Origin of the sequence: Sphingomonas sp. Leaf38 (assembly GCF_001421825.1) — a bacterium.
Taxonomy (GTDB): Bacteria; Pseudomonadota; Alphaproteobacteria; order Sphingomonadales; family Sphingomonadaceae; genus Sphingomonas.
In genome coordinates this window covers 1,686,681-1,699,220 of the sequence record NZ_LMLD01000011.1, presented here as the reverse complement: position 1 = coordinate 1,699,220, position 12,540 = coordinate 1,686,681, and the positions used below count along the sequence as shown (strand labels likewise).

9 protein-coding genes are annotated in these 12,540 nt (G+C 67.2%); 1 reads left to right on the top strand and 8 read right to left on the bottom strand.

What is annotated here, in order from left to right; genetic code table 11:
• Positions 1-13: 13 nt before the first annotated feature.
• The 3 genes from ASE88_RS15170 to ASE88_RS15160 are packed head-to-tail and all read right to left on the bottom strand — an operon-like array spanning position 14 to position 3,545.
• Positions 14-940 carry a Gfo/Idh/MocA family protein gene (locus ASE88_RS15170; RefSeq protein WP_056479062.1) on the bottom strand — a complete coding sequence of 309 codons (927 nt, stop codon included), beginning with the start codon at positions 938-940 and terminating at the stop codon, positions 14-16.
• A 2-nt stretch (positions 941-942) separates the two neighbouring features.
• Positions 943-1,935: an AraD1 family protein gene (gene araD1, locus ASE88_RS15165; protein WP_056479059.1), complete on the bottom strand. Its 993-nt coding sequence runs from the start codon at positions 1,933-1,935 to the stop codon at positions 943-945.
• Positions 1,936-1,991: 56 nt separating this feature from the next.
• Positions 1,992-3,545: an aldehyde dehydrogenase (NADP(+)) gene (locus ASE88_RS15160; RefSeq protein ID WP_056479056.1), complete on the bottom strand. Its 1,554-nt coding sequence runs from the start codon at positions 3,543-3,545 to the stop codon at positions 1,992-1,994.
• 184 nt (positions 3,546-3,729) lie between these two features.
• Here ASE88_RS15160 and ASE88_RS15155 point away from each other — a divergent pair, with 184 nt between their 5' ends.
• Entirely contained in the window at positions 3,730-5,988 is a 2,259-nt protein-coding gene (locus tag ASE88_RS15155; protein ID WP_235527959.1) for an alpha-galactosidase, read from the top strand.
• A gap of 116 nt (positions 5,989-6,104) precedes the next feature.
• Here the strand turns inward: ASE88_RS15155 and ASE88_RS15150 are convergent, their stop codons facing one another.
• From ASE88_RS15150 to ASE88_RS15130, 5 genes are all read right to left on the bottom strand, one after another.
• Positions 6,105-6,557 (bottom strand): SRPBCC domain-containing protein, encoded by a 453-nt coding sequence (locus tag ASE88_RS15150; protein ID WP_056479676.1) that lies wholly within the window; start codon positions 6,555-6,557, stop codon positions 6,105-6,107.
• A gap of 119 nt (positions 6,558-6,676) precedes the next feature.
• Positions 6,677-7,288 (bottom strand): ATP-binding cassette domain-containing protein, encoded by a 612-nt coding sequence (locus ASE88_RS15145; RefSeq protein WP_056479053.1) that lies wholly within the window; start codon positions 7,286-7,288, stop codon positions 6,677-6,679.
• Complete coding sequence (modB, locus tag ASE88_RS15140) at positions 7,278-7,967, bottom strand: molybdate ABC transporter permease subunit (protein ID WP_055877486.1); 690 nt, start codon at positions 7,965-7,967, stop codon at positions 7,278-7,280. The genes ASE88_RS15145 and modB overlap by 11 nt, the downstream gene beginning before the upstream one ends.
• Complete coding sequence (gene modA, locus ASE88_RS15135; RefSeq protein WP_056479050.1) at positions 7,968-8,723, bottom strand: molybdate ABC transporter substrate-binding protein; 756 nt, start codon at positions 8,721-8,723, stop codon at positions 7,968-7,970. It lies immediately after the preceding gene.
• Between the two features lie 163 nt (positions 8,724-8,886).
• Complete coding sequence (locus ASE88_RS15130) at positions 8,887-12,255, bottom strand: polysaccharide deacetylase family protein (protein WP_056479047.1); 3,369 nt, start codon at positions 12,253-12,255, stop codon at positions 8,887-8,889.
• Positions 12,256-12,540: the final 285 nt, after the last annotated feature.

Here is a 12,540-nt window from a genome sequence, read left to right as displayed (position 1 = left end):
CGCCGCCCGCGCCTCAATCGTCGAACGCTTCGACGGTCTCGCGTCGCGCCCGCAGATAGGCGTCGGCAACCAACTGGAGCGGACGCGTGTCGACTTCGCTACGACGCTCGTGAATCAGCGTCGCGAACCGCGCGTACAACCCCGGATATTCGTCGTCGTCGGCGTGCTGAACGCCGTCCGGCAGCGTCAGCACCGCGCCGCCCTTGGCCAAGCTGAGCGTGCCAGCGTCGGTTTCGACGACCACGTCCCAGCTTTGCGGGCCGGTCTGGCGCCAGTCGAGGTCCATCGAAATCGGTGCCCCGGTCGTGTCGCGGAACGCCAGGTCGGCGGCGATCGGCGCGGCCCGATTGGCAGGCGTCGACAGCGTGGCGGACGACAGGAAAAACGCATTGGGCAAAATTTCGGTCGCGATCGACAGCGCGTTGATTCCCGGATCGAACACGCCAAGACCACCCGGCTCCCATATCCACGCCTGTCCCGGATGCCAGACGCGGACATCCTCGCGCCATACGATCGAGACGCGCACGATCCGCTTGTCTGCGAGCCACGCCTTGGCAGGCGCGACACCCGCCGCGAACCGCGAATGCCAACCGGCGAACAGCGTCGCCCCGGTCTTCGCGGCCGCCTCTTCGAGCGCGGCCACCTCGGCGAGTGTCGCGCCGGGCGGCTTTTCGAGGAAGACGTGCAGCCCCCGTGCGAGCGCCGCGACGGCTAGATCGTAGCGCACTTGCGGCGGGGTGCAGAGCGCGACCGCATCGACGACCGGCCCATCGGCGAGCAGCGCGTCAAGCGTCTTGTAGTGCGCGATACCCGCGACGCCGGGATCGTTCGGGCTGACGGTCGCGGCGAAGGTGAAGTCGGGGTTGCCGTGGATCGCGGGCAGATGCTGGTCGCGCGCGATCTTGCCCATGCCGACGATGCCGACCTTGATGACGTCCATATTCACAGGCTCCGTACGGCGACAGTAGTGGCGGCGGCCTTGGCCAGCGGATTGCGCAACGGCAGCGTAAACGGCGCGGCTTCGATTTCGAACACATCGCCCTCGCGTGTCGTCACGCCGTCGGCAAACGACAACGTCGCGGTGCCGAAGAAGTGGACGTGGACGTCACCCGGTCTGCGGAACAGCGCGTATTTGAAATGATGCGCCTCGAGATTGGCGAGCGTGTGCGACATGTTCGCTTCACCCGACAAGAACGGTTTTTCCCAGAGCGTTTCGCCGTCGCGGAGGATCCGGCTTGTGCCCTCGACATGATCGGGCGGCGTGCCGACGAGCAGCTCGGGACCGAGCGCGGCCTCACGCAGCTTCGAATGCGCCAGCCACAGGTAGTTGTGGCGCTCGGTGACGTGATCGCTAAATTCGTTGGCAAGGCACAGCCCGAGCCGGAACGGCGTACCGTCCGGACCGATCACATAGATGCCGGCCAACTCAGGCTCCTCGCCGCCGTCTTTCGCGAACGCGGGCATGGTCAACGGCGAGCCAGGGGCAACCAGGCCCGATCCGTCGCCCTTGTAGAACCATTCGGGCTGCTGCCCGGTCTCGCCGGCGCGCGGCTTGCCGCCTTCGACCCCCTCCAGGAACATCCGCATCGAGTCGGTCTGTCTCTCAGCCGCGGTGGCATCGCGGTGCATTTTGTCGCGTCCCTCCGCCGATCCGAGATGCGTCAGGCCTGTGCCCGTCATGATCAGGTGCGCGGCGTCGTCATGATCGATCGGCGACACCAGTCGACCTGCAGCGAGTTCCGCGGCGATATCGACCGTGGTCCCCAAGCCGCAGGAGTCGATGGCGCCGGCCAGGTCGGTCCCGGCTCCTATCGCGCGTGCGGCAAGCGCACGAACGCTGTCCACGCCGGTCACGAAGTGCGCCGCATCGGCGGTCGCCGCGATCACCGATCGCGTGCCGTCGGCTGCGCGGTGCTGCAAAATGCGCAAAGTCATACTCTCTCTCCGTTCGAACGGCGCCGTTGTTACGGTGCGCCGTCGCAGTCTCAGGGTCAGGCGGGAACACCGTCGATCAGGCGCGGCGCGTCGGTGTCGTCCCGCAGCACCGCAGGCAGCAAGGCCGCACTCAGATTCTGGTAGGATACGGGGCGCAAGAAGCGATCGATCGCCAGACTGCCGACCGACGTCGTGCGCCCGTCCGACGTCGCCGGGAACGGCCCGCCGTGCACCATTGCATGCGCCACCTCGACACCGGTCGGCCAGCCATTGGCGAGGATCCGCCCAGCTTTCCGCTCCAGCACCGGGATCAGCCGCGCGGCCAGATCGGTGTCGCCCATGTCCATCTGAAGGGTCGCGGTCAACTGCCCCTCGGCGGCGATCAGCACGGCACGCATCTCGGCCTCGTCACGGCAGCGCACGAGCAGCGACGAAGCGCCGAACACCTCATGCCCCAGCGCCGTATCGGCGAGGAACTGCGAAGCGGTCGTCTCGAACAGCGCAGCCTGCCCCTGCGCGATGCCCTCGCCGACCTTGCCCTGCGCGACGGTCTTCACCGCGCCGTGGCCCGACAGCGCGGCGACACCCTTCTCATAGGCGGCGTGGATGCCACCGGTGAGCATCGTTGCCGCGCCAGCCTCCGCCATCGCCTTGGCTGCGGCGACAACGAAGACGTCGAGGTCTGCGCCATCGATCGCGAGCACTAGCCCGGGATTCGTGCAGAACTGTCCCGCCCCCATCGTCAGTGATCCGACGAACGCGGTTCCCAATGCGTCCGCGCGGGCCGCGAGCGCCTCAGGCAGCAGCAGCACGGGGTTGATGCTCGACATCTCGGCATAGACCGGGATCGGCACCGCGCGCGCCTGCGCCAGTTTCACCAGCGCTAGGCCACCGCTGCGCGACCCGGTGAAGCCCACCGCGGCGATCCGCGGATCCTGCACCAGCGCGGCACCGAGATCATTGCCCGGCCCGACCAGATGCCCGAACACACCATCGGGCATGCCGCACGCGACGACCGCCTTGCGGATCGCGTCGGCAACCAGCGCGCCCGTCGCCGGATGCGCGGGGTGGCCCTTGACCACGACCGGGCAGCCTGCCGCGAGCGCGGAGGCGGTGTCGCCACCTGCGGTTGAGAAGGCGAGCGGGAAGTTGCTCGCGCCGAATACCGCGACCGGGCCCAGCGGAATCATCCGCAGTCGCAGATCGGGACGCGGCAGCGGCGCGCGATCCGGCAGGGCCGGATCGATCCGCACGCCCATCCATCCCCCGCGCCGGACGACGCCCGCGAACAGTTTCAGCTGGCCGACGGTCCGACCGCGCTCGCCCTCCAGACGCGCGCGCGGCAAGCCGCTCTCACGCATCGCAGTCTCGATCAGCACGTCACCGATCGCCACGATCTCGTCGCCGATCCGTTCGAGGAACGCGGCGCGCGCGTCGTTGTCGGTCGCGCGATATGCGTCGAACGCCGCCTCGGCCGCGGCGCACGCCGCCGCGACGGCGGCCACATCGTGGACCGCAAAGGCGTCGCCGACAGGCTGGCCAGTAGTCGAATCAATGGAGAAAAACCCGGCTGTATCGGTCGGGCGTTCGCGTGTCTGCGCATCGGTCATAGCGGCAACTCCTTATTACTCGGACATATCGGGCGCCACCCGGTTTGGCAATCGCAGCGCGTGTCGAGCGCACAAAACAGACGGCATGCGCAACGCGCTTGCCATCCCGTCGGGATTTATCATACCACGACCTCAATCGTTTGCAGGGCCGTATCGGACCTATGCGACACAGGGGGGACAGGGCATGCGGAACTCGGGATCGGTCGTCGCGTCGGGGATCATGACGGCGGTGTTCGCGACCACCGCCTTCACCACCGCGGCGCAGGCGAAAGTGTCCGCCCCGCCGGGTGCCAGGATCTTCCGGCTCGACGGCGCCGGCGTCACCTATGCGATGGGCGTCGACGACAAGGGCTATCTCCAGCCGCTATACTGGGGTGCCTCGCTTGCGGCCGGCGACCCGCTTGTCTCGACCGATCCGGTCAAGACCGGCGACCCGGTGCTGGTCAAAGCGCCGGGCGAATTGTCCGGGTTCGATCCCGCGGGCTCCGTCACGCTGCAGGAATATCCGGGCCAGGGCGAAGGCCTGGTCAACGATCCGGGGATCAAGACGATCTTCGCCGACGGCAACCGCGACCTGGTCCTCAAATATCGCTCGCATTCGGTGCAGGGCGAGACGCTGATCATCGAACTCGCGGACATCCGGCGTCCGCTCAGCGTCACGCTGCGCTACACGATCGATCCCGAGACGGGCGTGCTCGCGCGGTCGGCATCGGTGCGTAACGGCGACAGCCGCCCGGTGCGCGTCGACCAGATCGCGTCGGCGGTCTTCACGCTGCCGGTCGGCGACGATTATCGGCTGCATTACCTGACCGGCCGCCATGCCGCGGAGTGGCAGAAGAAGGACGTCGCGATCACGCCGGCGCTGACCGTGCTGGAAAGCCGGCGCGGATCGACCGGTCACGGCAACAATCCCTATTTCGCGATCGGCAAGCAGGGGGCCACCAGCGAAGCGCACGGCCCGGTCTGGTTCGGCGCGCTCGCCTGGTCGGGGTCGTTCCGGATCAGCGTCGGCCAGGACAATCTCGGCCGTATCCGCGTGATGGGCGGGTATAATCCCTACGACTTCTCGTGGTCGCTAAAGCCTGGCGAGACGCTCGACACGCCGATCTTCTATGCCGGCTATTCGGATGCCGGCATGGGTGGTGCCTCGCGGATATTCCACAGGTTCGAGGTCGCGCACATCATGCCCGGCGGCGTCAAGGCGAAGCTCCGCCCCGTGCTGTACAACAGTTGGGAAGCGACCGCGTTCGACGTGACCGAGGCGGGGCAGGAAGCGCTTGCCGAGAAGGCCGCGAAGATCGGCGTCGAGCGGTTCGTGGTCGACGATGGCTGGTTCGGCGCGCGCAACAGCGACAAGGCCGGGCTTGGCGACTGGACGGTCAACCGGACGAAGTTTCCGAACGGAATGAAGCCGCTGATCGACAAGGTCCATACGCTCGGAATGGATTTCGGCCTTTGGGTCGAGCCCGAGATGGTCAACGTCGACAGCGACCTGTACCGCGCGCATCCCGACTGGGTGCTGAACTACACCGGCCGGCCGCGGACCGAGGGACGCAACCAGCTGGTGCTCAACCTCGCGCGGAAGGATGTCCGCGACCATCTGCTCGGCGTGCTCGACACGCTCGTCAGCGAGAACGACATCGCGTTCCTGAAATGGGACTATAATCGCAACTGGACCGAGGCTGGCTGGCCCGCCATGCCGGTGCAGGATCAGCAGCGCGTCTATGTCGACTATGTCCGCAACCTCTATCACATCCTGACCGAGCTGCGGCGACGCCACCCCAAGCTCGAGATCGAGGGCTGTTCGGGGGGCGGCGGCCGCGTCGATCTCGGCATCCTGGGACTGACCGACGAAGTGTGGCCGTCGGACAATACCGACCCCGCCGACCGGTTGATGATCCAGGACGGCTTCACGCAGGCCTATCCGACATCGGTGATGATGGCGTGGGTGACGGACAGCCCCAATTGGGCGAATACGCGGGCGACGTCGCTCGATTACCGCTTCCTCTCGTCGATGCAGGGCGGTCTCGGCATCGGTGCGAACCTGGACAAGTGGCAGCAGGAGGATTTCGCGACCGCGACGAAATGGGTCGCCGCGTACAAGACGATCCGGCAGACGGTGCAGCGCGGCCAGCTCTATCGCATCGATCCGCCCTCGACCGACAATGCGACGTCGGCGACGATGTACGTCGCGCAGGACCGCCGCCAGGGCGTGATGTTCCAGATGCTGCACTCGTCGATGTGGCGCGACAATCCCGCGCCGAACCATCCGCAGGGTCTCGATCCGAGCGTCACCTACCGCGTGTCGATCCTCGGCGGTGGCGTGCTGCCCGAGGGCGTTCCTGCGCGCGCGAGCGGTGCATATTGGATGGAGCGCGGCCTTCGCGCGCCGCTGAAAGGCGACTTCGTCGGTGCCGCATTCGTGTTCGACGCGGCAAAATGACGGCCGCGGACTCTGCGTCGATCTCGAGCATGATCGCCGCAGAGCCCGCAGCGAGACGGCACAACGGCCAGAATCGCCCGTCATCATCGCGACGACCGGTCGCGTCCGGCCGCGTCTCAATCCTGTTCGGCCAACGCCTTCAATTGGTCCGCCGCGGCACCCCAGCCCTCTTCGAAGCCCATCGCACGATGCTGTTCCATCGCCTCGCGCGTCCAGTGTCGCGCGCTGGCGTGATAGCGCGTGCCATCACCATCGGGTTGGACCTCGAACAGCCCTACCATCATCGGTCCGGCGGGTTGCCAATCCCCGGTAAACGCATCGGTGACGACGAACCGCCGGTTAGGCTCGAACGCCAGCACGATGCCCTCGTTCGGCATCTCCTCGCCGTTCGGGCCGTGCATCACGATGTGGCTGCGTCCGCCCGCGCGCCATTCCAGCATGCGCGCCTCGGCGCGCCAGGGCTTGGGGCAGAACCACTCCTCGAACCGGTCGATCATCGTCCGCCACACCGTCTCGAGCGGCGCGTCGATGTACCGCTCGATTGCCAGTTCATATCGTTCGCCCGTCATCATCACGCTCCGTTCCAAGCAACGGACCCCGCGACATCGCCGCGCCGGCGCGTCATGGGAGCCGGCGGGATCCTATCATAGTTCGGCGTGACATCTACCGCGTGGCGACAACGCCGGCCTCACATCCGGACGACCCGCGTACCGATCCGCTCGGCTTCCGCCGGGTCGTGCGTGACCATCAGGATCGGCAGTTCGAGCACATCGCGGACATGCTCGATCGCTTGCAGGACTTCTTCGCGACGCGCGCGATCAAGAGAGGAGAGAGGCTCGTCGAGCAACAGGAAGCGCGGACGGCTCAGCAGTGCGCGACCGATCGCGACGCGCTGTGCTTCGCCGCCGGATAACGTGCGCGGCCAACGGTCGAGCAGATGGCCGATACCGAGAAAACCGATCGCCTGCTCGAACCCGTCGACCTTGCCGCCCGCCCCGTACAGGAGGTTCGCCCGCACCCGGATATGCGGGAACAGCCGCGCCTCCTGGAAGACATAGCCCGCGCGACGGCGTTCGGGGGGGACATCGACGCCGCCGGCCCGGTCTGCATCGAACAGCGTGTCGCCATCGACCGCGATGCGACCGCGATCAGGCCGAAGCAGTCCGGCGACCATGTTCAGCACGCTCGACTTGCCTATACCCGAGGGGCCGAACAACACGGTCGCCCCCTCGCCTGCGTGCAGCGTCAACGAGACGTGCGCATCGCCGAGCCGTTTGTCGATATCGATCTCAAAGGACATGGAGGCCCCGTCCCGCCCGGCGCGTCAACAATTCGGATCCGATCAGGGCGAGCAGCGACAACGCGACGGACACGCACGACAATCGCCAGACCAGCGCATCGGCGCCAGGCTGTTGCAACGCCGAGTAGATCGCGAGCGGCAGCGTCTGCGTTTCACCGGGAACGTTGGACACGAACGTGATCGTCGCGCCGAACTCGCCGATCGACCGCGCGAAACCGAGCACGGCACCGGCCAGTACGCCGGGCACACTGAGCGGTAGCGTCAGCGTCCAGAACACGCGCCACGGCCCTGCCCCCAGCGTCCGCGCGGCATTTTCGAGCCGCCGGTCGACCGCCTCGATCGAGATCCGCATCGCGCGTACCATCAGCGGCAGCGCCATCACGCCCGCGGCGATCGCGGCGCCCGTCCATCGGAACAGCACGGTCACACCGAACCAGTCGCGCAACCACGCGCCGATCGGGCCATTGGGCCCGAACGCGAGCAACAACAGCCATCCGGTCACGACCGGCGGCACCACCAGCGGCAGATGGATCGCCGCGTCGACGATGACCTTGCCCGGAAACCGGACGCGGGCGAGCAGCCACGCCAGCGCGAAGGCGATCGGCAACGTCACCAGCATCGCCACGCCGCCGACCTTGAGTGACAGCGCAACGATGTCCCATTCGGCCGCGTCGAGCATCTAGCGCGCGGAGAACCCGTAGCGGGTAAAGATCGCCTTGCCGGCACGCGAGACCAGGAACCGCCGGAACGCCTCCGCCTCGGGGTTGGTCGACGTCTTCAGGCGCGCGACGGGATAGGTGATCGCAGGGTGGGTGCGCTCGGGAAAAACGCCCGCGATCCGGACCTTGGCAGAGGCCTTCGCATCGGTCGCATAGACGATCCCAAGCGGTGCGGCGCCGCGCTCGACCAACGCCAGCGTCGCGCGCACATTCTCGGCACGCACCACGCGCGGCGCGACCTGCGCCCAGACGCCGAGCGTCTCCAGCGATGCCTGACCATATCGACCCGCCGGTACCGCCGTATCCGCCATTGCCAGCGGTCCGGTCGTCAACACGCGGGCGAGCGCCGCGGGAGGTCGTACGGGGATACGTACCCTGCTCCCCGCCGGCGCTGCCACGACCAGGCGGTTGCCGAGGAACGTCACGCGGGTCGAGGCGACGATCAGGTTCTTCTTCGCGAGTGCGTTCATCCACTCTTCGTCGGCCGAGACGAACAGGTCGGCCGGCGCGCCCGCCTCGACCTGCCGTGCGAGCGCGGACGAGGCGGCGAACGAGATCGTCGGCTTGACATGGCCCTGCTTGGCCCATGCGTCGGCGGCCGCCGTCAACGATTCCTGCAACGATGCGGCGGCGAGGACGAGGGGCGGACGCTGTGCCTGCGCGCCGCTCGCCACGAGGCTGGCCCCTATCGCTGTCGCGACGATCGAATACCGCATTCACTTACCCCGATGATCAGCGCCCATGATCGCCAGGGATATATGGGCCGCGGTCATAACGCCATCGACGCTGATATGTTGCGCGCGCGAAATGGTGGTCGACGGTCGACGTGGCGACGCTTCGGCTTCTTGTCCTTGCGGGGAAGGTCGGACCGGCGCCGCGTCAACGCGCAGTCACGCGACCGGTTCGCGCCAGCTTGCCCCAGCCGACCAAAGGCCCGCGCAACGCCTGTGCGATCGCCTTGAGCACGACATAGTACATGACCTGCCGGTAGCCGATCCGTTGCGGGATCAGCAGCCACAGCAACCGCCAGCGTTCCTTGCGCTCGAGAGCGAAGGCGATCGTCGCCGCGAGCAGGTCGATCGCGGTGAAGATCAGCCAGTAAGCCAGCATCGTGTAGACGTCGTGGCTGGTCTGCTCCCAGCCATGCGCCTGCACCGCGACATAGGTGGAGGCAAAGCTGACCAGCAGCGCGAGGTCGATGATCGGCGAGATCGCGGCGAGGAGGATCTGGAAGACGATCGCCTGCGGCAACCCGACCCAGCCAAGCCCGCGCGGATGCGAACGGCCGATCGCCGAGCGATGCTTGTACAGGCATTGCAGCGTCCCGAACGCCCAGCGGAAGCGCTGCTTCGCCAGCGCGCGCATCGTCTCGGGTGCCTCGGTCCAGGCGATCGCGAACTGGTCATATTGCACCGTCCAGCCATGGCGCTGGATCGCGATCGTCAGATCCTGGTCCTCGGCGAGCGTGTCGTCGGGATAGCCGCCGACGCTGCGGATCGCCGCGAGCCGCCACGCGCCGACCGCCCCCGGAACGACCGTCATCGCGTTGAGGCGGGCCAGCGCGCGACGTTCGAGATTCTGCGCGGTGATGTATTCGAGCGCCTGCCATTTGGTGATCAGGTTGACGCGGTTGCCGACCTTGGCGTTGCCCGCGACTGCACCAAGCTTGGGATCAACGAACCAGCGCGCGAGCCGGGCGATCGTCGTCGGCTCGAACTGCGTGTCGGCGTCGAGCGCGATCACGATCTCGCCGCGCGCGAGTTCGAGCCCGCGGTTGAGCGCGCGTGCCTTGCCGCCATTCTCAAGCGTCAACAGGCGGACGCGGTCGTCGCCCGCGAACGCGTCGGATACCACGCGGCTGGTGCCGTCGCTCGAACCGTCGTCGATCACGATCACCTCGATCGCGACGTCGGTCGACGCGAGCACGCCCTGTACCGCGCGGACGATCACACGCTCCTCGTTGAACGCCGGGATCATCACGGTGACGAACCGCGACGGATCGATCGCCGGGAACACCGTCTTCAATTCGCGCCGTGCCTGGATCAGCGCGAGCGCGGAGAGCGCCAGCGCGCGGAGGATGCCGATCGTGATCGCGATCCCGAAGATCCAGCGCAGCGCGACGACGATACCGCCAAGCGTGCTGAACAGCGCGAGATCGGCGACCGCCGCGACTCGGTCGCTCGACGAGATTACCGGCATCGACTGGTTGCGCGACAGCCCGGCCAGCGTCGAGACGGGGACGAAGCTGTAGCCCATCGCCCGCAGCCGCTCGATGATCACCGGCAGCGCGGCGACGGTCTCGGCACGATTGCCGCCGGCGTCGTGGAGCAGGATGACGTTGCCGCTGCGCTCCGGGTTGCCCGCTTCGACGCCGGCGATCGTGCGGTCGATGATCGCCTGCACGCCCGGCCGCTTCCAGTCGTCGGGATCGACGTGGAGGCCGACCGAGATATAGCCGCGCTGCTGCGCTTCGAGCGCGGGCAGGATCTCGTCCGCGGTGCTTGGCTCGGCATCGCCGAAGTAGGGCGCGCGGAACAGGCGGAGCGAGCGCCCCGTGAACGCCTGGAACAGCCGCTGCGTCGCGTTGAGTTCGTATTTCACCTGCCGTGTCGAGACGTTGGCGAGGTTGGGGTGCGTATAGGTGTGACTACCGATCTCGTGGCCCTCGGCGACCATGCGTTCGAGCAGGGGGCGCTGCGTCAGCGCATTCTCGCCGATCACGAAGAAGGTGGCCGGCGCATGCTCGTGCTTGAGTACGTCGAGGATCTGCGGCGTCCATTCGGGATCGGGGCCGTCATCGAACGTCAGCGCGATCTGTCTGGGGCGATAGCCGGTCCGAACCACGACATAAGGCGACGGCATCCGCGTGAAGTTGACGTCGGCGATCGTGCCGTCCTTCGCCGGGACCGCGTCGCGGATGCCGGTGACGGGTTCGGCGGCGATCTTGAGGATCTCGCCGCTGCCCTCGATATCGACATTGGTGCCCGCGGGCATCGCGTCGATCGAATCGGGAACCGGCAATTTGCGGTGATCGCGGCCCCAGATCGACCAGAGCCCGGGATCCTCCGAGCCGAGCCGCCACAGCGCGACGCTGCCGAGGCCAGCCTTTTGCAGGAACGCGATCTGGTTGTACGCGGACGCTGCGTCGAGCAGCCAGACCTGATGCTGCACGCCGCCTTCCGAATAGGCGAAGCTGCTGTTGCCGCTGGCCTTGTCGAAGGTCGGCATCGTGCCCGAATCGGCGGCGTTCTGCCACGCCTCCTCGACGTCGAGCGCGTCGCCCTTGCCCGCATCGGCGCCGGCATGCCAGTCATAGGCGTAGGAGCCGATCGCGACGACCAGCTTGGCGGGTGGGATACCGCGCGCTGCGTCGGCGACCATCCGCGCGAACCAGCGCTGCGACGCGATCGGCCCGGGGGCGCCGCTCGTCTCGTGCTCGTCATACGCCATCAGGAAGATCTTGTCGGTGACCTTGGCGTAGGCCGGCAGGCTCCAGTCCGGATTGGCGACCGGCGCGGCGATCGCCACCACCCAGCCGCGCGGCGCGAACCGCGCGCGCGTCTCCGCCAGGAACGCACGGTAATTGGGCTGCGCGGTGACCGGCAGATCCTCGAAATCGTAGAACACGCCGCCCGCATGGTTCGCGCTGAGGAACGGGACGAGCTTGTCGAGGAACGCCGAACGCGCCTTCGGGTCGGCGAACAACGCCGCACTGCCCGCGCCGTCCCAGTTTCCGTCGACCGCATTCTGCACCATCGGCAGGATCATCGGGCGGTGGACCGCCTTGTTGAGGATGTCGCGCCCCGCCTGGTCGCGGAACACGGTGATGTGGTGATCCTTGCCGGTGATCGAGACCCAGCCGGGGATCAGCCAGTCGAGTTGCTCGACATGCCGCGCGAGACTGGCGGTGCTCGCCTCGTCCCATGGCGCGTGGAAGGCGATCGCGAGTTGCGGGTTGGCGCCATTGCCGACGCCGGGCTTCGCCGCGCTCGTCCCGAACAGTTGCTTCGCGTAAGAGTTCAGGTCGCGGCGCGTCTGGCGAAGAATGCCACCCCGCGGGGCCGGCAGCTTGTGCAACGCCGGATGCTCGGCCTCGATCGGCAACAACGGCGCCGCCGGCACGGCGCCGATCGAGACAGCGAACACCGCAATCGACAGCAGCAACAATATGACGAACGCAGCAACGCCGAAGGTGAAGCGCCGACGCCGACGGCCACTGGCATCATAGAAGACGGGATTGAGCGACATGGGACGAATATCAACCGGCGGAAGGGAAACGGCAAATTGCTTTTCCAGGCCGCTACAGTGCGTGAAAGACGTACGCTGCTGACAAATGCGTCACGGTACCGTTAAGAACAGGCCGGGCCGTGCCGCGATGCGCCGAACCGGGCAGCCCGCCTATTGATTCGAAGCTATCCTCACCCGCCAGCGGGAGGTGGCGCCGGAGGCAGACACGTCACGTCTGTATCGCATTCCTCCCCCTCCGTCTGGCAAGTGCCAGCCACCTCCCCCTTGCGGGGGAGGATTGATGGC

Excerpts from the sequence above, each read along its gene's own strand:
- ASE88_RS15170 (WP_056479062.1), bottom strand. The coding sequence starts at position 940 with ATGGACGTCATCAAGGTCGGCATCGTCGGCATGGGCAAGATCGCGCGC.
- araD1 (WP_056479059.1), bottom strand. The coding sequence starts at position 1,935 with ATGACTTTGCGCATTTTGCAGCACCGCGCAGCCGACGGCACGCGATCG.
- ASE88_RS15160 (WP_056479056.1), bottom strand. The coding sequence starts at position 3,545 with ATGACCGATGCGCAGACACGCGAACGCCCGACCGATACAGCCGGGTTT.
- ASE88_RS15155 (WP_235527959.1), top strand. The coding sequence starts at position 3,730 with ATGCGGAACTCGGGATCGGTCGTCGCGTCGGGGATCATGACGGCGGTG.
- ASE88_RS15150 (WP_056479676.1), bottom strand. The coding sequence starts at position 6,557 with ATGACGGGCGAACGATATGAACTGGCAATCGAGCGGTACATCGACGCG.
- ASE88_RS15145 (WP_056479053.1), bottom strand. The coding sequence starts at position 7,288 with ATGTCCTTTGAGATCGATATCGACAAACGGCTCGGCGATGCGCACGTC.
- modB (WP_055877486.1), bottom strand. The coding sequence starts at position 7,967 with ATGCTCGACGCGGCCGAATGGGACATCGTTGCGCTGTCACTCAAGGTC.
- modA (WP_056479050.1), bottom strand. The coding sequence starts at position 8,723 with ATGCGGTATTCGATCGTCGCGACAGCGATAGGGGCCAGCCTCGTGGCG.
- ASE88_RS15130 (WP_056479047.1), bottom strand. The coding sequence starts at position 12,255 with ATGTCGCTCAATCCCGTCTTCTATGATGCCAGTGGCCGTCGGCGTCGG.